19 protein-coding genes, 5 tRNA genes and 2 pseudogenes are annotated in these 20906 nt (G+C 45.6%); 18 read left to right on the top strand and 8 right to left on the bottom strand.

Annotated elements, in window-relative coordinates; genetic code table 11:
* Window positions 1-21: 21 nt before the first annotated feature.
* From pbp4b to AB447_RS07445, 5 genes and pseudogenes are all read right to left on the bottom strand, one after another.
* Window positions 22-1371 (bottom strand): penicillin binding protein PBP4B, encoded by a 1350-nt coding sequence (gene pbp4b, locus AB447_RS07465; protein WP_057957498.1) that lies wholly within the window; start codon window positions 1369-1371, stop codon window positions 22-24.
* A gap of 43 nt (window positions 1372-1414) precedes the next feature.
* Window positions 1415-2782, bottom strand: a complete 1368-nt coding sequence (locus AB447_RS07460) for a PTS transporter subunit EIIC (RefSeq protein ID WP_048356462.1) — start codon at window positions 2780-2782, stop codon at window positions 1415-1417.
* A gap of 20 nt (window positions 2783-2802) precedes the next feature.
* Window positions 2803-3660 (bottom strand): annotated as a pseudogene (locus tag AB447_RS07455) (MurR/RpiR family transcriptional regulator).
* Window positions 3661-3675: 15 nt separating this feature from the next.
* Window positions 3676-4593 carry an N-acetylmuramic acid 6-phosphate etherase gene (gene murQ / locus AB447_RS07450; protein WP_048356463.1) on the bottom strand — a complete coding sequence of 306 codons (918 nt, stop codon included), beginning with the start codon at window positions 4591-4593 and terminating at the stop codon, window positions 3676-3678.
* A gap of 172 nt (window positions 4594-4765) precedes the next feature.
* Window positions 4766-5218 (bottom strand): 2-thiouracil desulfurase family protein, encoded by a 453-nt coding sequence (locus AB447_RS07445; protein ID WP_048356464.1) that lies wholly within the window; start codon window positions 5216-5218, stop codon window positions 4766-4768.
* A gap of 184 nt (window positions 5219-5402) precedes the next feature.
* On the opposite strand from AB447_RS07445, the gene AB447_RS07440 reads away from it, so the two are divergent.
* The 17 genes and pseudogenes from AB447_RS07440 (at window position 5403) to AB447_RS07360 (ending at window position 17761) form a co-directional block, all read left to right on the top strand.
* Window positions 5403-5477, top strand: a tRNA-Glu gene (locus tag AB447_RS07440).
* Between the two features lie 117 nt (window positions 5478-5594).
* Window positions 5595-5670: transfer RNA gene (locus tag AB447_RS07435), tRNA-Val, on the top strand.
* Between the two features lie 202 nt (window positions 5671-5872).
* Window positions 5873-5945 (top strand) — tRNA-Thr (locus tag AB447_RS07430).
* A gap of 7 nt (window positions 5946-5952) precedes the next feature.
* Window positions 5953-6037 (top strand) — tRNA-Tyr (locus AB447_RS07425).
* A gap of 4 nt (window positions 6038-6041) precedes the next feature.
* A tRNA-Gln gene (locus tag AB447_RS07420) sits at window positions 6042-6113 on the top strand.
* A 125-nt stretch (window positions 6114-6238) separates the two neighbouring features.
* On the top strand, window positions 6239-7150 hold the full coding sequence (rocF, locus tag AB447_RS07415) for an arginase (protein WP_048356505.1): 912 nt from the start codon (window positions 6239-6241) through the stop codon (window positions 7148-7150).
* Window positions 7151-7370: 220 nt separating this feature from the next.
* Window positions 7371-7934 (top strand): RNA polymerase sigma factor SigW, encoded by a 564-nt coding sequence (sigW, locus tag AB447_RS07410; protein WP_048356506.1) that lies wholly within the window; start codon window positions 7371-7373, stop codon window positions 7932-7934.
* Between the two features lie 13 nt (window positions 7935-7947).
* Entirely contained in the window at window positions 7948-8580 is a 633-nt protein-coding gene (gene rsiW / locus AB447_RS07405; protein ID WP_048356507.1) for an anti-sigma-W factor RsiW, read from the top strand.
* Window positions 8581-8731: 151 nt separating this feature from the next.
* Complete coding sequence (gene cdaA / locus AB447_RS07400) at window positions 8732-9553, top strand: diadenylate cyclase CdaA (protein WP_048356508.1); 822 nt, start codon at window positions 8732-8734, stop codon at window positions 9551-9553.
* Window positions 9546-10862, top strand: coding sequence for a CdaR family protein (locus tag AB447_RS07395; protein WP_048356509.1), 1317 nt, complete (start codon window positions 9546-9548; stop codon window positions 10860-10862). The genes cdaA and AB447_RS07395 overlap by 8 nt, the downstream gene beginning before the upstream one ends.
* A gap of 20 nt (window positions 10863-10882) precedes the next feature.
* Window positions 10883-12229 carry a phosphoglucosamine mutase gene (gene glmM / locus AB447_RS07390; RefSeq protein WP_048356510.1) on the top strand — a complete coding sequence of 449 codons (1347 nt, stop codon included), beginning with the start codon at window positions 10883-10885 and terminating at the stop codon, window positions 12227-12229.
* Between the two features lie 446 nt (window positions 12230-12675).
* Complete coding sequence (gene glmS, locus AB447_RS07385; protein ID WP_048356511.1) at window positions 12676-14478, top strand: glutamine--fructose-6-phosphate transaminase (isomerizing); 1803 nt, start codon at window positions 12676-12678, stop codon at window positions 14476-14478.
* Window positions 14479-14757: 279 nt separating this feature from the next.
* Window positions 14758-15129, top strand: a complete 372-nt coding sequence (locus tag AB447_RS07380; protein ID WP_048356512.1) for an iron chaperone — start codon at window positions 14758-14760, stop codon at window positions 15127-15129.
* Window positions 15130-15258: 129 nt separating this feature from the next.
* On the top strand, window positions 15259-15561 hold the full coding sequence (locus AB447_RS07375; RefSeq protein ID WP_048356513.1) for an ArsR/SmtB family transcription factor: 303 nt from the start codon (window positions 15259-15261) through the stop codon (window positions 15559-15561).
* A gap of 125 nt (window positions 15562-15686) precedes the next feature.
* A complete protein-coding gene (locus AB447_RS07370) occupies window positions 15687-16868 on the top strand; it encodes an MFS transporter (protein ID WP_048407018.1) in 1182 nt (393 codons plus the stop codon).
* 113 nt (window positions 16869-16981) lie between these two features.
* A pseudogene (locus AB447_RS07365) lies at window positions 16982-17194 on the top strand (glutamine--fructose-6-phosphate transaminase (isomerizing)); the annotation flags it as partial.
* A 246-nt stretch (window positions 17195-17440) separates the two neighbouring features.
* Entirely contained in the window at window positions 17441-17761 is a 321-nt protein-coding gene (locus tag AB447_RS07360; protein ID WP_048356072.1) for a hypothetical protein, read from the top strand.
* A 337-nt stretch (window positions 17762-18098) separates the two neighbouring features.
* On the opposite strand, the gene AB447_RS07355 is transcribed toward AB447_RS07360, so the two are convergent.
* From AB447_RS07355 to AB447_RS07345, 3 genes are read right to left on the bottom strand one after another with little or no spacing between them, the layout of a single operon-like run.
* Complete coding sequence (locus tag AB447_RS07355; RefSeq protein WP_048356071.1) at window positions 18099-18707, bottom strand: ABC-2 transporter permease; 609 nt, start codon at window positions 18705-18707, stop codon at window positions 18099-18101.
* On the bottom strand, window positions 18688-19569 hold the full coding sequence (locus tag AB447_RS07350) for an ABC transporter ATP-binding protein (protein WP_048356070.1): 882 nt from the start codon (window positions 19567-19569) through the stop codon (window positions 18688-18690). Before AB447_RS07350 ends, AB447_RS07355 begins: the two co-directional genes overlap by 20 nt.
* A complete protein-coding gene (locus tag AB447_RS07345) occupies window positions 19569-19946 on the bottom strand; it encodes a GntR family transcriptional regulator (RefSeq protein ID WP_048356069.1) in 378 nt (125 codons plus the stop codon). The genes AB447_RS07350 and AB447_RS07345 overlap by 1 nt, the downstream gene beginning before the upstream one ends.
* A 345-nt stretch (window positions 19947-20291) precedes the next feature.
* Between AB447_RS07345 and AB447_RS07340 the strand changes: the two genes are divergently transcribed.
* Entirely contained in the window at window positions 20292-20861 is a 570-nt protein-coding gene (locus AB447_RS07340) for a GNAT family N-acetyltransferase (RefSeq protein WP_048356068.1), read from the top strand.
* The last annotated feature ends 45 nt before the right edge of the window (window positions 20862-20906 follow it).

The raw sequence follows: 20906 nt of genomic DNA, 5'->3' as shown, positions 1-20906 counted from the left end.
CTGCTTGCCGCCTCCTATTTATCATTTTAGCGCTTCATAAACAGCGGTTATCACGCTGCCGTATTTTCCGGTTGAAAATAGATCACCTTCGAACTGATTCGGATTTTCCGCGGGATTGATGACGGGAGAATGTTTTTTATTGGTCAATAAAACGATGCCGAGCCGATATGCCGGGTCGATGAGGGTAATCGTTCCGGTCCAGCCTGTATGTCCGTAAGCTCTGCTGCTCGCATGCTTTCCGAACATCCACTCCATGTCGGTGCTGCTGTTTAGACGCCACCCTAATCCGTATGTGGCATCCATGTTTGACGGCTTCGTAAATTGAGAAATGATTGGACGGTCAAAAAGCTTTTGAGAGCCGTAGCCTCCTCCGTTCAGCATGACCTGAAGCAGCACCGCCATATCTTCGGTTGTTGAGAACAATCCGGCGTGTCCTGAAATGCCTTCCATCGAGTAAAACGCTTTTTCATCGTGAACCTCACCTTGCAGCGTATAGCTTCTGATATTAGGAAATGAAATCGTGCCGTCCCGCGTGTTTCCCATTAATTCTGTGGCCGCAAACTGCGAAGGGTTGAAGCCCTTTTGTAAAGGGTTAAACAATGTATGGCGCAGGCCGAGAGGACGGTAAAACCGATTTTCAACATAGGAATCAAGGCGCTGGCCCGTTATCTTTTCGATGATCAGGCCAAGCAGCATATAGTCGATATCACTGTAGACTTGTTTTGTACCCGGTTTGTATGCCAAAGGGGTTTTTGAAAGAAATTCCAATGTTTTTCCCCTTGTCTGGGAGTAGAGCTTTCCGGCCGTTTTTGGATCGTAATAGTTCCAGCTTGCCGGGAATCCTGCCGTATGATGCAGCAAATCGACGATGCGAAGTGCACTTTTTCCTTTAATGGCATCTTCGGGAGTATCTTTGAAATCGGGAATATAGCGGGAGATTTTTGAGTTCAGGTCGAGCTCACCCCGGCTCGCCAAATGCTGCAGAGCAAAGTTGACGGCGTACATTTTCGTGTTGGAGGCAAGGTCAAACATTGTATCGGTTCTCATTTTTTGCGGATGCTTCAAAGGAGTGAGCCCGCTGTATTTTTGCTTGTATCCGTATGCTTTTTGTTTCACGATTTTTCCGTCTTTGATGACGATGAGGGAGGCGCCGGGGAATCCGGCTGCAACGTCTTCTTCGATGAGCCTGTCAACTCGTTTTAGTTTTTCTGTAGAAAAACCGGCATCTTCCGGGTTTTTTGCTTTTTGTAAAACGGGGTATCTCTGGTGGTGCCTGTCATTTGCAACAGCTGTTTGTGCAGATGATGGGTGCGGGTAAAGGAATGGAAGAAAGAGCAACGCTGCAACAGCGCTAATGATTAATTTTTTCATGCTGCCAATCCCTCCTTTTTTATTGGGAATTTTAAACAAACGTTTAATCAAATTCAACCGCCATATCGTCGTTAAACCCGAATGCGTACGTAAAGAAAAGGCCGGCAGCATATGAGATGAATAAACCGATGATGTATAAGATGATTTGATGGGTATGAACCAGGAATGAAAGAGGTAGTCCTGAAACCCCTATCGATACGGTTGCGATTTTGAAATAGGCTTGAAATGCTCCGCCGACTCCGGCTCCTAGGCAAGCGGTTAAAAACGGGCGCCCAAGAGGAAGGGTTACTCCAAAAATCAGCGGTTCGCCGATGCCGAGCAAGCCTGACGGGAGTCCGCCGGCAACCGCTCTTTTCAGTTTCGCTTTTTTCGTTTTAAAGTAGATCGCAAAAGCGGCCCCTACTTGGCCTGCACCGCCCATTGCCAATATCGGCAGGAGCGGATCGTCGCCGATCGAATTGATCAATTCCATATGAACAGGCGTCAGGCCTTGATGCAGTCCGGTAATGACAAGCGGCAGAAAAGTCGCGCCCAATATAAACCCGGCGAATATGCCGCCTATATTTAATATGGCTAAAAGTCCCGAAGTAATCGCATCAGAAATAAAGCCGCCGACCGGCATGAAAATAACGTAAGTGACGATTCCTGTGAGCAGAAGGGAGACGGTAGGTGTGACAATGATATCGAGTGAATGGGGAATAAAGCGTCTGACTCGCTTTTCGATAAAGGCGATGAAAATGGCGGCGAATAGAACGCCGATCAATCCGCCCCGTCCAGGCAGAAGTGCTGCGCCGAAAAGGTTGATATCAGCGGCGGCCGGATTGATGATCAAAATGCCGGCCAAGCCGCCGAGTGCCGGGGAGCCGCCGAACTCTTTCGCCGCGTTCACGCCGACGAGGATGCCCAAATACGCAAATAAACCGGAGCCGATGACGGTTAAGATGATGGCAGGCTGGGATTTTTCGGCGAGCCACCCTGCCTGGATCGCGGCTTTGGTGATGCCCGTGATCAGACCCGATGCCACTAATGCGGGAATAAGCGGGATAAAAATGCTTGCGATCCGCCGTAAAAACAGTTTAAAGGGTGTGGCGTTTTTCTTTGAAACTGCGTTTTTGTTTTTGGCTGCGGCTTCCTTTACATCAAAGTGATCCGCTTTTTTGAGCAGCTTCCCGAATTCATCTGATACATGCTGAACAACGCCTGTACCGAGTATGATTTGCAGTGTTTCGGCTTCGACGACGCCGATGACTCCTTCAAGCGCTTTAATTGAATCGATGTCTGCTTTTTCTTTATCAACTGGCGTGATCCGCAGACGTGTCATGCAATGGTTATAGTCCGCAACATTCGCCGCTCCTCCCGCAAATTCGAGAATGCGCTTTGCCAAGCCGGCGTGTTTCTTTTGTTCGCTCATTGACAATTCCCCCTTTGTTGTTAAGATCCGTTTGTTCCCATCGTTTGAATGGCCGCTTTTGACTGATCAATATATTGAATCGTTTCTTCATAGCGCTCTGCGGCCAAACCTAAAAACAAAATGTCAATCATATAAAGCTGGGCTAAACGAGAGGAGGTTGCAGCACTTCGAAACGGCGCTTCATTGGAACATGACGTATACAGGGCAACATCGCATATTGAAGAAACGGCTGACTGTCCGAAGCGGGTTAAACCGATTGTTTTCACACCGCGTTCTTTTGCCAGCTTCAGCACATCGACGATCTCACTGGTTTCGCCGGAATGTGAAATGGCAAATACAATGTCATGTTCGTCAGCATTGGCGATTAATGTTGCGATAAGGTGCATGTCTGTAAATGCGGTTGCCCCTTTTTTAATCCGTAAAAATTTTTGCTGGGCATCCTGTGCGACAATCCCCGAAGCGCCGATGCCGCAAAAGTGGACCGTCCCCGCTGTGATCAGCATTTGAATCGCTTTTTACAGTTCGAGGTGGTCGATATTGTCCAATGTGTCGCGGATCACCTGAATGGAATTGCTTGCTGTTTTTTGAGCGATTGAATACAGCGATTCCTGCGGTTCTATATCCCGGTAGCCTTGATCTGCGGATCTCATTAAATCACCGGCGATTCGCAGCTTTAAATCCTGGTATCCTTTTAACCCGAGCGATTTGCAGAGCCGGATCGCTGCGGCTCCGCTCGTATTTGCGGATGCGCTGATTTCCTGGATGGTGCCGTTGACGATGTCCTGCGGATTTTCCAAAATATACTCGGCCAGTTTCCGTTCAGACTGCGGAAGCTTGTGAAGCATCGTGCGGATCATGTCTAATCCTCCTGCGGCCATGGCTTTTTCCTTCTTTCACGCGTTTTTTTCGTTTATCGTTAGTGCTTTTTCGATATTGCCTTCCGCTTGCTTCAGCAGTTTCTCTGCCGCAGCGGCATCCCTATTGGTTTTGATCATGATGATAGCCGTTTTCACGCGGTTACCGGCCGCTTGCAGCGTTTTTTCAGCCGTTTGCAGTTCGGCTCCTGTGACGGTTTGAATAATGCGGATCGCCCGCTGTTTTAATTTCTCGTTGCTTATGTTCACATCGACCATCAAGTTTTCATAAACCTTTCCCAATCGAATCATAGATGTTGTCGAGATCATGTTCAGAATCATTTTATGCGCGGTTGCCGCCTTCATTCGAGTCGATCCCGCGATAACCTCAGGACCGACGATCACTTCAATGCTGTGGTCGGCTGCTTGGCTGATTGCCGATTGCTTGTTACAGGTTAAGGAAATCGTTTTTGCACCGGTTTTTCCGGCGTATTTCAGCGCGCCGTGTACATAGGGGGTCCGCCCGCTGGCGGCAATGCCGATGACGGTATCCTTGTTTGACAAATGGATGGACTTCAAGTCTTGTGCTCCGAGCTCTTCACGATCCTCGGCACCTTCGACGGCTTCGAATAATGCTTTTTGGCCTCCTGCGATAAGCCCTTTGACTGTATCGGGAGAAATGCTGAAGGTCGGCGGGCATTCCGCTGCATCGAGTACGCCGAGCCGTCCGCTTGTGCCCGCACCGATGTAGATGATTCGTCCCCCTTTCTGCAATGACTCGACTGCATAATCGACGGCGGTTTTTACATCCGGCAATACCGCTTCAACCGCTTCAGCCACCTTTTTGTCCTCTTCATTCATGATTTTTAAAATGTCCAATGTGTCCGCCTGATGGATGTGCTTTGCGTTTTCATTGCGGCGTTCTGTTGTTAAGGAGCTGAGATTGCTGTTTTTCATCCGGAATCCTCCTGATCAAAAATGGCGTAGATATATTTCTTAATTTTCAGTATATTTTTAATGGAATTTTATTTCAACATGAAATTGGAAATTATGAAATTTTATTTTAAAACGGTTCTAATGATTGCTGCAGAAGAATAAAATAAAGCGCAGTCAAAGACTGCACTTCGGTTTACAGCTCATCCAATTGGTGTTCAGAAATGACGCGAAAGCCTTCCCTTTTAAGTAGAGCCGCTGTAATGCCGTTTCCGGCAATCTTTTGGCCGGAGAAGCTTCCATTATATATGTTGCTGCTTCCGCAGGATGGACTGTTTTCTTTTAAAACGACGGTGTCCGCCTGAATCTCTCTTGCAATCTCAAGCGTTTTGTAAGCTCCTTTTATATAAAGGTCTGTTACGTCTTCGCCCGATTTAGTCAAAATGACGGCATCTCCGTTTAAAACGTCTTCACCTGTTCCGCCGTTTATTTCCGCAGGCTCCCTTGGCGTTTGAAAACCGCCGAGCAATTCGGGACAGACGATCATCGCCTTTTGTTCTTCAACGAGTTGATTGATTTTATCGATATAGCTGTGCCTCCCGTCATATCGGCATTCAACGCCTGCTAAGCAAGAGCTAACCAATATCATGTACGCGTTCCCCTTTTCTGTATTCAGATACTAACAGTGTAATCAAAATCGGCGTTCATTTGTAAATAACTTCAGAGAAAAATTTGAAAATAAAAATTTTAAATTACCCCTTTACAAATAGGCAGCAACCTGTATATAATAACTTTTGTCAGCTTTACGAGAGCTGCCGGAAACACTCGGTTTTGGCCCGTTGGTCAAGTGGTTAAGACACCGCCCTTTCACGGCGGTAACACGGGTTCGAATCCCGTACGGGTCACCATTATTTTTTGGACAGCACGCTAAAAAGCATAAGGTTTGCACCGAAGCTTTTTAAAGGAAGGCATGCTAAGATCGCAACGTCCTGTTGCAACGCATGCACTTGTACGTCCTGTACTTCGGAGGATTAGCTCAGCTGGGAGAGCATCTGCCTTACAAGCAGAGGGTCGGCGGTTCGATCCCGTCATCCTCCACCATTTTTGCGAAGCAGTGTCAAACGCACTTGTTTTTGCATAAGATATTGATATATGCCGGTCTAGCTCAATTGGTAGAGCACGTTCGAATATGCTTCGGCAGCATCGGCATCAGCGTACCGAAGGAGAGGCTTCCGCGAATAAGCTTTCCGAGTTCGGGACGACGTTTTAACGCTGTTACTTGTAAAATGTTCATATTTATTATGCCGGTCTAGCTCAATTGGTAGAGCAACTGACTTGTAATCAGTAGGTTGGGGGTTCAAGTCCTCTGGCCGGCACTGTTCTGGAGGGGTAGCGAAGTGGCTAAACGCGGCGGACTGTAAATCCGCTCCCTCAGGGTTCGGCGGTTCGAATCCGTCCCCCTCCACCATTTTTGGGCTATAGCCAAGCGGTAAGGCAACGGACTTTGACTCCGTCATGCGCTGGTTCGAATCCAGCTAGCCCAGTTTTTGGACATCCTGTCAGGATGTCCTTTTTATTTTGCCCCTATTGTATAACTATTCAAAAAAGTGTCTTGTTGAGTCAATTTTCAATCAGACGGTACAATGAAGATCTGAAAGGGGGAAATGTGATGTTAAAAAAGATTTCGATGATCGGCGTGCCGATGGATCTTGGCCAATTGAGACGGGGGGTTGACATGGGCCCGAGCGCGATTCGCTGTGCCGGCGTCAATGAACGTTTGGAAAGCCTTTCTAGGGATATCGAAGATTTGGGGGATATCACAATCGGCCAGAGGGAGGATGAAAGGGAAGGCGGGGAATCCGCATCAGAAGAATTGCGGAATTTGAAAGCGATTACAAATGCGAGTTTAAAACTCGCTCAAACGGTTGATAAAATCGTTGCTTCAGATTCTTTTCCGCTCGTTCTCGGCGGGGATCACAGCATTGCGATCGGCACGCTTGCCGGACTGGCAAGGCATTATCAAAACCTGGGCGTGATCTGGTATGACGCTCATGCGGATGTCAATACAAAGGAAACGTCTCCTTCAGGCAACATTCATGGAATGCCGCTTGCGATCAGCATGGGGATCGGGCATGAACGGCTGACCGGCATTTATGGGGATGGTGCCAAGGTCAAGCCGGAGAACATCGTCATCATTGGAGCGAGATCACTTGATGATGGGGAGAAGAAGCTGATTCGGGAAAAAGGAATCAAGGTCTATACAATGCATGAAATCGATCGACTCGGCATGACGAGGGTCATGGAGGAAACGATTGAATATTTGCGGGAACGGACGGACGGCGTCCATCTGTCGTTTGATCTGGATGCCCTTGATCCGGATGATGCGCCGGGCGTGGGGACGCCCGTTGCAGGAGGGATCAGCTACAGGGAAAGTCATTTGGCCATGGAAATGCTTGAGGAATCCAGTTTAGTAACGTCTGCCGAATTTGTTGAGGTGAATCCGATATTGGATGAGAAAAACAGGACGGCTGAGACGGCTGTTGCGTTAATGGGTTCATTGTTCGGAGAAAAATTGCTGTAGAAGCGGCGGCCGGACCGGCCGCTGATCATTTTATCATAAGCCTCAATTTCAAAATATTTATGATGTATAATAATTTTAAGCTAATATTAAGAGCCTGAGGCCCCGGAAACCATCAACACTCTGCCAATTTTTTGTTAAACTATTTTTATGAATTTCAATGAAACCTTTCAAACATCAACTCGTATACATAAAGACCGGTGAAGGCAGAGGTTAGATAAATATGGATACAATGATAAAAAAAAGAATCAAACAGGTGAAAAAAGGCGATCGTAATGCATTCGCAGATATCGTGGATATTTACAAGGACAAAATTTATCAGCTTTGCTACCGTATGCTTGGCAATGCGCATGAGGCGGAAGATATTGCGCAGGAAGCATTTATCAGAGCATACGTGAATATCGACAGTTTTGATATTAACCGGAAATTTTCCACGTGGCTTTATCGAATCGCAACCAATTTGACCATCGATCGTATCCGTAAAAAAAAGCCGGACTATTACTTGGATGCAGAGGTGGCAGGGACAGAAGGGCTTACGATGTATTCACAGGTTGCAGCAGACATTGCGCTTCCAGAGGACGAAGTTCTTTCCCTGGAACTGCATAGTACCATTCAGGAAAAAATCTTAAGGCTTCCCGAAAAATACAGGACGGTCATCGTATTAAAGTACATTGACGAGCTCTCGCTAAATCAGATCAGCGAAATCTTAAACATCCCCGTAGGCACCGTTAAAACGAGAATACACAGGGGGAGAGAGGCTCTCAGAAAACAATTAAGGGATCTTTAAGTGGGGTGATGAAATGAGCTGTCCGGAGCACATTTTTCAGCTTATGCACAAATATCTTGATGGAGACATTCTTCCGGAAGAAGAGACGGAGCTTAAAAGCCATTTGCAGTCATGCGAAGGATGCAAAAAACGCCTTCGCGAAATGGAAAAGTCGATTGCACTTGTGCAGAGCACGTCACATCTTGCGGCTCCGGCGAACTTTACGGCCAATGTGCTGGCTAATCTGCCGAAGGAAAAGCGGGCGGTTTCCATTAACAGATGGCTGAAAGCTCATCCGTTTATCGTGGCGGCGGCGTTGTTTATTATTCTGATGGGCGGCAGCCTTTTCTCAAGCTGGAAAAATGATCATGATTTCAGCGTGTCCAACCAGCCTAATCTGGTCGTGAAAAACAACACCGTCACCGTGCCCGAAGGCAAAGTCGTCAATGGCGATGTTACCGTTAAAAACGGCAAGCTGATTATCAAGGGCAAGATCGATGGCGATGTAACGATCATAAACGGGGAAAAATATACAGCTTCAGCCGGACAGGTCACCGGTCAGATCCACGAAATCAACGAGGCGTTTGATTGGATCTGGTATCAAATCAAATCAGCCGGAAAAGCGGTTTTCGGCGCAGATGATTCAAAAGACAAAGAGCAAAGCTGATTTAATGGCTTTGCTCTTTTCTAATACAGGGGCCGCCATTTCACTTGGGAAATGAAAGTGTGGTATAATAGCCTCTGTATATAAAATTACAAATAATCGATATTGAAACAAATGAACTTTACTAATGACTGAATTCTTGGAGGACGAGGAAATGGCTTTTGAGGATATCCCTTTCTTGCAGTACCTCGGCGATGCCGTTGATATTCTCCTTGTTTGGTACGTAATATATAAACTAATGATGGTCATCCGCGGAACGAAGGCGGTTCAGCTTTTAAAGGGAATCGTAGTCATTGTTCTTGTCCGGGTGGCCAGCCAGTATTTGGGTTTAAGCACACTGCAGTGGCTGGTTGACCAGGCGATCACATGGGGGTTCCTGGCGATCATCATCATTTTCCAGCCCGAACTGAGGAGAGCGCTCGAACAGCTTGGCCGCGGCCGGTTTTTTTCCAGGAGCGGGAATCCTGAAGAAGAGGAGCAGCAGAGAACGATTGAAGCGATTACAAAAGCGATCAAATATATGGCAAAACGGCGGATTGGCGCATTGTTAACCATTGAACGGGAAACCGGAATGGGCGATTACATAGAAACGGGGATTCCTTTAGACGCAAAGGTCAGCTCTGAGCTATTGATCAACATCTTTATTCCGAATACACCGCTTCACGACGGCGCCGTGATCATGAAAAACAGCGAGGTCGCCGCAGCTGCCTGTTATCTTCCGCTATCTGAAAGCCCGTTTATTTCGAAAGAGCTTGGCACGAGGCACAGAGCGGCGGTCGGGATCAGCGAAGTAACCGACAGTCTGACGATCGTTGTATCCGAGGAAACCGGCGGCATCAGCGTCGCCAAAAACGGAGACCTTCACCGTGACTTAACGGAGGAAGCATTAAAAGACATGCTTGAAGCGGAGTTCAAAAAAAATTCGCGGGAAACTTCCTCAACTCGCTGGTATTGGAGGGGGAAGAAAAATGGATAAATTCTTAAACAATCCATGGGCCGTCAAACTAGTCGCGTTATTGTTCGCGTTTCTTCTTTACTTTGCGGTCCACAGCGCACAAGCGCCGACCCCGAAGAAACCGGGCGAATCATTCTTTCCTACCGCCACGACGGATGAAGCAACCCTTACCGATATACCGGTAAAAGCATATTATGATGATGAAAATTACGTCGTCACAGGCGTGCCGCAAACCGTGAACGTCACGATCAAAGGACCGACGGGAACTGTTAAGAAAGTAAGGCAAGTGAAGGATTTTGAAATCTATGCCGACATGCAGAATCTGAAAACCGGCAGACATAAAGTGGAATTGAAGGCAAGAAATGTCGCCGAAGGACTGAGCGTTTCGATCAATCCTTCGGCAGCAAACGTAACGATCGAAGAAAAGACGACGAAAGAATTTCCGGTCGAAGCCGATTTCTACAATAAAAATAAAATGAAGGACGGCTATTCGCCGGAGCAGCCGATCGTCAATCCGAAAAACGTCAGCGTCACCGGGGCGAAAGCCGTGATCGACAGAATCGCGAGCATAAAGGCGACGATCAATTTGGAAGGCGTGGATCAGACGGTTGAAAAGGAAGCTAAGCTGACGGTTTATGACACGGACGGAAACGTTCTTCCGGTCGAAGTCGCTCCGTCCGTCGTCAAAATCACCGTTCCGGTGACGAGTCCGAGCAAAAAGGTACCGATCAAGCTTGAGCGAAAAGGAAGCCTCCCTGACGGCATCAGCATTTCCAGCCTGGATATGAGCCCTGGGGAAGCGACCGTCTACGGACCGCAAAATGTCCTTGATTCGTTAGAATTTGTTGACGGTACCGAAATCGATTTAAGTAAAATTAAAGATGACACTCAAATAGAGGCCGATATTCCAGTGCCGGAAGGGGCCAAAAAAGTGTCGCCTGAAAAAGTGACCATCAAAGTGAAAGTTGACAAAGAAGAAGAGAAAAAACTGAAGAACGTTTCAATCAAAACCGTCGGGCTGAGCGACAGTCAGGATCTTGAGTTTCTTGACCCGAAAACCGGCAAGCTGGATATTACGGCAAAGGGTTCAGATGCCGCGATATCAAAGCTTCAGCCGTCAGACATCGAGCTCTATCTGAATGCAGCCGATTTGAGCGACGGCGACCATAACGTCAAACTTGAAGTAAACGGACCGCAGAATATCACATGGTCGCTGCCACAGAAAAGTGTTAAAGTCAGAATTTCTTCTAAAACATCTAAAAATGAAAATGACAAAGGTCAGGATGAAAAAGAACAGGATCATTCTGAAACAGATTCACAACCTTCATGAATCAAAAAGGAGCGATATGAATGGGCAAGTATTTTGGAACAGACGGTGTGAGAGGTGTGGCTAACAGTGAACTTACACCCGAGCTGGCCTTTAAAGTCGGACGTTTTGGCGGTTATGTCCTCACAAAAGATAAAGAACGTCCCAAAGTGCTGATCGGCCGTGACACGCGTATTTCCGGACATATGCTGGAAGGGGCTCTTGTCGCCGGTCTCCTCTCGATCGGAGCCGAAGTCATGCGCCTCGGCGTTATTTCAACGCCCGGCGTAGCTTACTTGACGAAAGCAATGGATGCTGAAGCCGGAGTGATGATTTCGGCTTCGCACAATCCCGTCCAGGACAACGGAATCAAGTTTTTCGGCGGCGACGGCTTCAAGCTTTCCGATGAGCAGGAGCTTGAAATCGAGCGTCTCATGGATCTGCCGGAAGACAACCTGCCAAGGCCTGTGGGAGCAGATCTTGGGATGGTGAACGACTATTTTGAAGGCGGACAAAAGTATTTGCAATTTCTCAAGCAGACCGCTGACGAGGATTTCACAGGCATTCATATCGCGCTCGACTGCGCGCACGGGGCGACGTCTTCGCTTGCCACGCACCTGTTTGCCGATCTTGATGCCGATGTTTCGACGATGGGCACGTCTCCGAACGGCTTAAATATTAATGACGGCGTCGGTTCGACCCACCCTGAAGCACTTGCCGCATTTGTAAAAGAAAAAGGCGCTGACGTTGGCATGGCGTTTGACGGCGACGGCGACCGCTTAATCGCTGTAGATGAAAAAGGGAATGTCGTCGACGGCGACCAAATCATGTACATATGCGCGAAGTACTTGAAGAGGGAGGGCCGTTTGGCGGAAAATACGGTTGTTTCCACCGTCATGAGCAACCTCGGCTTCTACAAAGCGCTTGAAGCGGAAGGTGTGAAAAGCGTTCAGACTGCAGTCGGCGACCGCTATGTCGTCGAGGCCATGAAAAACGGCGGTTATAATCTCGGCGGTGAACAGTCCGGACATCTGATCTTCCTTGACTACAATACAACCGGAGACGGACTGCTTTCGGCGATCATGCTGATGAACACGATCAAAATGACGGGCAAGCCGCTGTCAGAGCTTGCCGCTGAAATGCAGAAGTTTCCGCAGCTGTTGGTCAATGTCAAAGTAACGGATAAACATAAAGTGACCGAAAACGAAAAAGTCAAAGCGGTTATTGAAGAGGTCGAAAAGGAAATGAACGGCGACGGCCGCATCCTTGTGCGCCCTTCAGGTACGGAGCCGCTCGTCCGCGTCATGGCGGAAGCAAGAACAAAGGAACTTTGCGAAAACTATGTCGGCCGCATCGTTGACGTCGTAAAGGCGGAAATGGGAGCGGAGTAATTTTCCGCAAAGGACCATGAACAGGACATGCTGATTTGACATAAGATAAAGGGAACCGTCTTTACTTCTTGAAATAAATGTGAATCAAGTTAGAAATCGTTTGACGGTTCTTTTTACCTGTAGTAAAATCAGCTTGTCTTGTTTTATTCAAAAGGAAAGGCAGGGTTGAAAGGTTTATTATAATGATAGCGCCCGGACTAAGCGTACGGACGAAACAGCTTAGTTGACGAGGATGGAGGTTATCGAAATATTCGGCGGATGCCTCCCGGCTGACCTAAAAGATCACAGCCGCAAGGATTTCCTCAAACCAAAGAGGCGACTCTTTGAACAAAGGGAAATCGCATGATCTTCCATCAAAAAACATGTAGGAGGGGACGAAGAAACGTCCCCGCCTTAAAGCAGACTTTCTTCGTCTCCTTCCTGCGGAATTCGGGAGGAAGAACATTATGTGTGGTATTGTAGGTTATATCGGCCAGCTTGATGCAAAGGAAATTTTGTTAAAAGGGTTGGAAAAATTGGAGTATCGCGGCTACGATTCAGCAGGAATCGCTGTGGCGAATGAAGACGGCGTTCATGTGTTTAAGGAAAAAGGACGTATTGCCGATCTTCGCGCAGCCGTTGATCAAACCGTGATGTCCCAGGCTGGAATTGGACATACCCGCTGGGCGACCCACGGTGAACCAAGCCGTCTAAACGCACACCCTCATCAAAGCGCATCAGGCCGCTTTACGCTTGTTCATAACGGTGTCATCGAGAACTACGTTCAGCTGACACGCGAATATTTACAAGACGTTGAACTGAAAAGCGATACGGATACAGAGGTTGTCGTTCAATTGATCGAACAATTCGTCAAAGGCGGCCTTGACACTGAGGAAGCGTTCCGCCAAACGCTTATGCTGCTGAAAGGCTCTTATGCGATTGCATTATTCGATCTTGAGAACAAGGGAACCATCTATGTTGCGAAAAACAAAAGCCCGCTGCTCGTCGGTCTTGGAGATACATTTAACGTTGTCGCATCTGATGCGATGGCGATGCTTCAAGTGACGAATGAATATGTGGAGCTTATGGATAAAGAAATGGTCATCGTCACCGACAAGAAAGTCGTTATCAAAAATCTTGACGGTGAACTGATGTCACGTGCCTCTTATATCGCAGAGCTTGATGCCAGCGATATCGAAAAAGGCACATACCCTCACTACATGTTAAAAGAAATTGATGAACAGCCGCTCGTCATGCGGAAAATCATTCAAACGTACCAAGACGAGAACGGCAAGCTTTCGATTCCGGGAGATGTCGCTGAAGCGGTTGCTGAAGCTGACCGCGTCTATATCATCGCCTGCGGAACGAGCTATCATGCCGGTCTTGTCGGCAAGCAATTCATTGAATCATGGGCGAAAGTACCGGCTGAAGTCCATGTTGCCAGCGAATTTTCTTACAATATGCCGCTGCTTTCTGAGAAACCGCTGTTTATCTTTATTTCTCAAAGCGGTGAAACGGCTGACAGCCGCGCCGTGCTTGTACAGGTGAAAAAGCTTGGCCACAAAGCGCTGACGATTACAAACGTACCGGGATCAACGCTTTCACGTGAAGCCGACTATACGCTGCTGCTGAATGCAGGTCCGGAAATCGCGGTCGCATCAACAAAAGCGTATACCGCGCAAATCGCCGTCCTTGCCATCCTGGCAGCCGTGACTGCGGAAAGCCGCGGCAAAGCGCTTGGCTTTGACCTCGTGAAAGAGCTCGGCATCATCGGAAATGCGATGGAAGCCCTTTGCGATCAAAAAGACGAAATGGAAATGATCGCACGCGAATACTTGACCGTTACCCGCAACGCCTTCTTCATCGGCCGCGGACTCGACTACTTCGTCTGCCTCGAAGGAGCGCTGAAGCTGAAAGAGATTTCTTACATCCAGGCTGAAGGCTTCGCCGGCGGCGAACTGAAGCACGGCACGATCGCACTGATCGAAGACGGCACACCGGTCATCGCCCTTGCGACACAGGAACACGTAAACTTAAGCATCCGCGGAAACGTCAAAGAAGTAACCGCCCGCGGCGCCAACGCCTGCGTGATCTCACTGAAAGGCCTGGAAGAAGCAGACGACCGCTTCGTCCTGCCTGAAGTACAACCGGAGCTCGCTCCGCTCGTCTCCGTCATCCCGCTGCAGCTGATCGCATACTACGCTGCACTGCACCGCGGCTGTGATGTTGATAAGCCGCGGAACCTGGCGAAGAGTGTGACGGTGGAGTAAGATTTTTATTATACTGATTTGAAAATGCAGCTTTTAAAAAAGTTGCGAGGGTTCACCCCTTTGGTTATGCTTAGCCAAAGGGGGGTTTTTTGTCTAAAAGGGGTACAGTATCCAACGAAATTAGATTACGAACCGATTGTGCATATAGAACCTAAAAAAAGTCTGCGGACTTTACCGAAATGGAGAAGAATTAAAAAGCTATAGCAATTGACTGTCATAGCGTATTAGCATAAAAAATTACATCGTTTAAAATTAATTTTTATTATAGGAGGGAATAACATGGAAGTTTTCGCCGAATATTTAGCAGGTATCGATAACCCCGACCACCGCGGCCGAACAGAGGAAATTTTGGCGTGGGTTGCTAATCAATTCCCCAATTTGGAACCGCAAATCAAGTGGAATACGCCGATGTTTTCCGACCATGGCACATTTATCATCGGTTTTTCCACTGCAAAGCATCATTTGAGCGTTTCACCCGAAGAAGCAGGCATTGCGCACTTTGCCGATGACATTGCAAAAGCGGGCTACAGCGCTACCAAAGGCTTGTTTCGAATTCCGTGGAATGAGCCGGTTAATTACGAATTGCTTGAGAAAATGATTGAATTTAATATTCAGGATAAAGTAGACTGTTCAACTTTTTGGCGGAAATAAGAAAATCGGATGAAGGATCGAATTCCCCTTTTGGTTTAACCAAAGGGGTATTTCCACGTTCAAAGGAGCCGGACATCTAAAGATAAAATACACATTGACATATCGTGAAATCACGATATAATAATCCATATGGAACCAATTGAAGTATTCAAAGCCTTATCAAACGAATCTAGGCTGCAAATTTTGCAATGGCTGAAGGAGCCTGATCGTCATTTTACGCCTCATGAAGGGATTGATATGAACACAATAGGGGTCTGTGTCAGCCAAATAACTGACAAATTGAAAATGACGCAATCAACGGCTTCCCAATATCTCACCATACTGTTAAGAGCCGGCCTGATTAAGGCTGAACGCATCGGAAAGTACACGTACTACAAAAGAGATGAAGAAGCCATTCAAAAACTTGCCGACTTTCTTAAAACAGAGATATGAAAAATAAGCATCTTTAGATGTTTATTTTTACACCATTCATATCGACATATTGCGATATGTTTATTTTTAAAACATATATATCGTCATTTCGCGATATAACAATTTTTATTTAGGAGTGAACGTCTTTGTCTAACACCTGGAAAATTTATATTTTAGCGATTGTCAGCTTCCTTGTAGGAACCTCAGAGTACATCATTTCCGGCATTTTGGATAATATTGCTCATACACTTGGGATCACTTTGGCTGCCGCCGGCCAGCTCATTACGATCTTTTCGCTTGTTTATGCTCTTTTCACACCCATTCTGATGGCGCTGACAGCAAGTATGGATAGACGTAAATTAATGATTTATGCCCTCGGTTTGTTTGTGATAGGAAATATCCTGGCTTTCGTACTGCCTGGTTATGGATGGTTTATTGCAGCGCGGGTCATTATGGCAATGGGAGCTGGTATGGTTGTTGTTACCGCATTAACGATTGCCGCCAAGATCGCTCCGGAAGGCAAGCAGGGCAGTGCAATTGCTACTGTCGTCATGGGCTTTACCGCTTCTCTCATTATCGGTGTTCCCCTCGGAAGAATGATGTCAGAAGCCTTAGGATGGAAATCTGTATTTGGCGGAATTGCTTTGTTGGGATTTATCGCAATGGCCGTTATGTTCCTTACGCTTCCGCAAATTGAGGGGGATAAGCCGGTCCCGTTGCTTCAGCAGCTTTCTCTTTTCAAAAAACCGAAAGTGGCAATGGGATTATCGATCACTTTCTTTTGGCTCGGAGGATATTCTGTTGCTTATACGTATCTGTCACCATACCTGCTGACCATCTCAGGGATAAGCGGCAAGCTGCTTAGCGGAGTCTTGCTTATATTCGGAATCGCCAGTTTGGTTGGATCGAAGTTCGGAGGATACAGTACCGATAAATGGGGAGTGCCCTTTACACTGGTCGGCGGGATGACATTGCATATCATCACACTGATTTTGCTGTCGCTTGTCACCCACTCATACATCGGCGTATTGGTCATTCTCATATTATGGTCATTTGCGGCATGGTCTACAGGCCCGACGCAGCAGTATCACTTAGCGACAATAGAGCCGGAATTGTCAGGTGTATTGCTTGGCATCAATCAGTCGATGATGCAGTTAGCGATGGCTGTCGGCGCGGGAATAGGGGGTATTTTTGTAGAGAACGTATCATTGGCTTCGATTACCTGGATTGGCGCATTGGGAGTTATGATTGCGATTGTTGTTTCATTGATGACTTTCGGCTCACATCTTAAAGAGAAAGCTTCACATTTAGAAGAAATCAATCAATAAAACGCTGCCTGATGAGCTTTGGAGATTCAATGGTTTCATATACAATAGCATAATTTAGAATGCCAACGTATGACCAGGAAAGGAGAAACGTTCAGTTCGCGATTTTGTTTAAAGAAGGTTTTGCTCGTTGCAAACTGAAGCACAGCACGATCACACTGATCGGAGACGTTACATCGGTCATCGCCCTTGCAACACAGGAGCACGTCACACAGAAACGTCAAAGAAGTCACAGCCCGCGGCGCCAACAATGCTTGATCTCACTGAAAGGCCTGGAAGAAGCAGACGACCGGTTTATCCTGCCTGAAATACACCCGGAGTTCGCTCCGCCATCTCGCATACTGCGCCGCGGCTGTGTGAAATAAAAGTTTTTACCCCTTTGGATTGGATGATCTGAAGGGGTATTTTTATGTTTAAAAGAATAATCAGTCTGATATAGAATTGAAATAAGAAATAAAATAGACGTGTCCATCCGGTGTTTTTCTGGTAGTCTAAAAAAGGCTCCAGCACATGTTGGGGCGGTTTTCATGATGCCCGTATAAATAATAACTTTATTACTTAGAGGATGTGTGATCGTGAACAAGGAGACGTACGTTGAAGTTAACAGAACATCGCAGTACATCAATAAAATGAGACGATTTTCAGTGCTGATTGATGGTGTCGAGGCGGGAAAAATCAAAGATGGCGGAAGGCTGCGAATCGATTTACAGCCTGGTGAACACGTTATCCAGGTGAAAATTAATTGGTGCACAAGCCAAACAGTGAGGTTTACATTAGATGAAGGTGAAGTGTTAAAGTTCAGATGTGGAAGTCCGGTGCATGGGTGGAAGATGTTCTTCGCGCTGTTTTATGTATTGGCCGCCCCCGAGAAGTATTCGTTTATTGAGCAGGAATAAGAACGTTCCGGGGGGGCGTACTGCCCGTCAGCGCCATCGGCCGCATGATGTATCATCTGTACAGTGTGACAGCGGGGAAAAGCGTTTTGCCTTGAAATCTGTCGCTATATTAAGATGCGAAGTTTAAATCCTTTGAAGTGGATTCTTGGATATGGGTAATGATGGAGGCAAGTACTCAGCTTGTGAAAAAGAGATGTTTTTGCACGTGTATACAGCCTGTCAAGAAACTCTTAACAGGCTATTTATCTCGGTTTTTCTTTCTTCAATTGGTGTATTTATGGCACCCGGCGCAAAAGAAAGAATAAGTCCGTAAACCGGTGTCCATCCTTACATATCTTTAAAACACTTTATTTCTATAAATACGAATCGATAGGAGCCATGAACATCCATATAAGGTAATAACGGATATGGCGATGACCAGATACAGCGAAGTATTTTGTAAGGTTAGAAGCATGCGAATGAACTCTCTGATTTGATCGTTCAAATTTTGGACAACAAAATTAATCGTTAACATATACAAGCCAAATGCAACAATAGAAGCAATCAACAGATAGTTGCTTTTGAATTTATAACAGAATGGCAGCATGAATGAAGCAGCTGTCATCACAATGGCGACCATTAGCAAAATGTCTTTCCAGATCGTAAGTTCTCGGTGAATGATAAAGTTTACGATAAATATGGCTGCAGCTACCATAGATGTAAAGAGAACAACGACAATATACTTTGAACTGACAATCTCCTTCCGTGTATAAGGCAAAGAATTGAGAAGCATATGTATAGAAGACTTTTCATCTATTGAAATGGCATTCATAAAAATAGCAATACTAAATGCAATTCCAACCCAGATGGGGGAAACATCTAATGTTAAATAAACACATAACCCCAAAAACAAAACCGCCAATGTTTTTTTCTGCAAGACAATGTCCTTACGTATTAAGTTGAACATGCTCTTTAGCTCCTTTCTTTGTATAAAACATAATATCTTCAAGAGTCGGTTTTTCAATTAACACCGTATCCCCGAAAATGTTTTCTGTTCGTGATTTATCCGCAGTCAATGCTTCAAATCCATGAGTTGATTTTCGTACCGCTATAAATTCCTGTTCGGTCTCCCGGTCTAACAACTCCATTCCGCCTTTTACAATTGCATATTGTTCCTCAATTTCGTACAAGTCCTTTGTAAAGATATGCTCTCCTTTATGAATGAACGTTATATAATCTGCAATCTTATCTAAATCAGTTGTAATATGAGTCGAAAAAAAGATCGTCTTATCCCCATCTTGGATGAGCTGATGCAAGACCTCCAACAGCTCCCGGCGGAAAATCGGGTCGAGTCCGGACGTCGGTTCATCCATAATAATTAATTCCGCATGATGGGACAAAGCGACGGCTAATGATGCTTTCATCATCATCCCTTTTGAGAACGTCTTGATTTTTTTCGTGAGCGGCAAGTTAAATGTGTTCACATAATCATTAAATACTTGGTCATCCCAATTGATATAAGATCTTTTCACAATATCTTTCATTTCAGCCAACGTTAAATGTTCATAAAATATGTTGGAATCAAATACAAAGCCAATTCTTTGTTTGATTTCTTTCTCATGCTCATTGTAATTCATGCCAAATACCGTAATTGTTCCGCTGTCAGGCTGCAATAAGTTCATGATCAGTTTAATCGTTGTCGATTTTCCTACACCATTTCCGCCTATAAACCCGGTGACAAAACCTTTTTTTACCGTCATTGAAAAGTCCTTTAGATGAAAGCCTTCGAATGACTTATGAACATGCCGAAGTTCAATTACATTGTCCATCATTCTTCCTCCCGATATAAAATGGTAAGCAAATCTTTTAATTCTGTAAGGGTAATGCCAATGTCTTTACTATTTTTGATTGCTGCCGACAATTGGTCTTCAATCGCTTTCATTTTTCCTTCTTTCATCATTTCATCATTCTGATCTGATACAAACGAGCCTTTCCCGACCACAGAATAAATGAACCCGTTCTTCTCCAGTTCTTCATAGGCACGCTTTGATGTAATAAGACTGACATTCATGTCCTTTGCCAATTGGCGCATAGAAGGCAGCGGCTGCCCGGGTTTCAACTCATTCGCAAGAATATGATCCTTAATTTGGGTGTAAATTTGTTCATAAATGGGTTGCTTTGAACTATTCGAAATTATAATTTTCATTTCAAAACCTCTTTAAATTATGTATATCTCATTATACACAATATATACAATATGTACAATATACACAAAGGGTGGCTTAATGACAAGTATTTTTTAAAAGAATATCCTCACCCTCCAATATTTAAAGAAGTGTGTATTCCCTGTACACCTGCTTTTAATACTGTACTATTTTATTTTCAGTCGAAATAAGAACCCCAAGAATACGGCAGGTCGAGGGTTTGCGTTGTTTGTCCTACTTGATTGTTCCAGAATAAAAAACATCTATTTTAAAAAAAGCACATGTTATCTGTATTGCTTTTTTCTCTTGAACAAATGATGAACCCGATAGACAAGGAGTGAATCGTCATGTTATTTGAGTCTTCCAAGGTTAGGTTAAGAAAAATTACGATAGAGGATACAGAGCTTTACCATACATGGAGAAATGATATGGAAGTGATGCGAAATACAAATCCTTCTTTAGATATTTATACGATTGAAGCAACGAGAGACTTTGTTGAACGAGTGATTCTGGGTTCCAATACAGCAAAAGGCTATATGATTCTTGAGAAAGAAAGTGAAAAACCGATTGGCATTACATCATTAATGAATATCGATGCTAAGAACAGAAATGCTGAATGTATGATCGACATTGGAGAAAAAGATTTTTGGGGCAAAGGCTACGGAAGTGAAGCATTGACATTGCTGTTGAACTACGCGTTTTTAGAAATGAATCTGCACCGTGTTTATCTTAGAGTGTTTTCATTTAATAAAAAGGCGGTTCGTTTATATGAGAAACTGGGATTTAGCCATGAGGGAACCAGTCGAGAGGCTCTGTTCAGGGAAGGTGTATGGCATGACATTGTGCATATGGGGCTGTTGCAAGGTGAATATTTTAAACAACGCGAAAAGTCTTCAGACCAACAAGGCTATCGATAAAAAAGAGAAATCCCCTTTGGTTTAGGTGGAGAGACCCAAATAAAT

This window comes from Bacillus glycinifermentans, from assembly GCF_001042475.2.
Classification (GTDB): Bacteria; Bacillota; Bacilli; order Bacillales; family Bacillaceae; genus Bacillus; species Bacillus glycinifermentans.
Note: the sequence above shows the minus strand (reverse complement) of the source record. Positions and strands in the feature narration are given on the sequence as shown.

Excerpts from the sequence above, each read along its gene's own strand:
- AB447_RS07350 (WP_048356070.1), bottom strand. The coding sequence starts at position 19,569 with ATGGACAATGTAATTGAACTTCGGCATGTTCATAAGTCATTCGAAGGC.
- AB447_RS07460 (WP_048356462.1), bottom strand. The coding sequence starts at position 2,782 with ATGAGCGAACAAAAGAAACACGCCGGCTTGGCAAAGCGCATTCTCGAA.
- AB447_RS07355 (WP_048356071.1), bottom strand. The coding sequence starts at position 18,707 with ATGTTCAACTTAATACGTAAGGACATTGTCTTGCAGAAAAAAACATTG.
- rocF (WP_048356505.1), top strand. The coding sequence starts at position 6,239 with ATGTTAAAAAAGATTTCGATGATCGGCGTGCCGATGGATCTTGGCCAA.
- sigW (WP_048356506.1), top strand. The coding sequence starts at position 7,371 with ATGGATACAATGATAAAAAAAAGAATCAAACAGGTGAAAAAAGGCGAT.
- AB447_RS07375 (WP_048356513.1), top strand. The coding sequence starts at position 15,259 with ATGGAACCAATTGAAGTATTCAAAGCCTTATCAAACGAATCTAGGCTG.
- rsiW (WP_048356507.1), top strand. The coding sequence starts at position 7,948 with ATGAGCTGTCCGGAGCACATTTTTCAGCTTATGCACAAATATCTTGAT.
- murQ (WP_048356463.1), bottom strand. The coding sequence starts at position 4,593 with ATGAAAAACAGCAATCTCAGCTCCTTAACAACAGAACGCCGCAATGAA.
- AB447_RS07380 (WP_048356512.1), top strand. The coding sequence starts at position 14,758 with ATGGAAGTTTTCGCCGAATATTTAGCAGGTATCGATAACCCCGACCAC.
- AB447_RS07340 (WP_048356068.1), top strand. The coding sequence starts at position 20,292 with ATGTTATTTGAGTCTTCCAAGGTTAGGTTAAGAAAAATTACGATAGAG.
- glmS (WP_048356511.1), top strand. The coding sequence starts at position 12,676 with ATGTGTGGTATTGTAGGTTATATCGGCCAGCTTGATGCAAAGGAAATT.
- AB447_RS07445 (WP_048356464.1), bottom strand. The coding sequence starts at position 5,218 with ATGATATTGGTTAGCTCTTGCTTAGCAGGCGTTGAATGCCGATATGAC.
- AB447_RS07345 (WP_048356069.1), bottom strand. The coding sequence starts at position 19,946 with ATGAAAATTATAATTTCGAATAGTTCAAAGCAACCCATTTATGAACAA.
- pbp4b (WP_057957498.1), bottom strand. The coding sequence starts at position 1,371 with ATGAAAAAATTAATCATTAGCGCTGTTGCAGCGTTGCTCTTTCTTCCA.
- cdaA (WP_048356508.1), top strand. The coding sequence starts at position 8,732 with ATGGCTTTTGAGGATATCCCTTTCTTGCAGTACCTCGGCGATGCCGTT.
- glmM (WP_048356510.1), top strand. The coding sequence starts at position 10,883 with ATGGGCAAGTATTTTGGAACAGACGGTGTGAGAGGTGTGGCTAACAGT.
- AB447_RS07395 (WP_048356509.1), top strand. The coding sequence starts at position 9,546 with ATGGATAAATTCTTAAACAATCCATGGGCCGTCAAACTAGTCGCGTTA.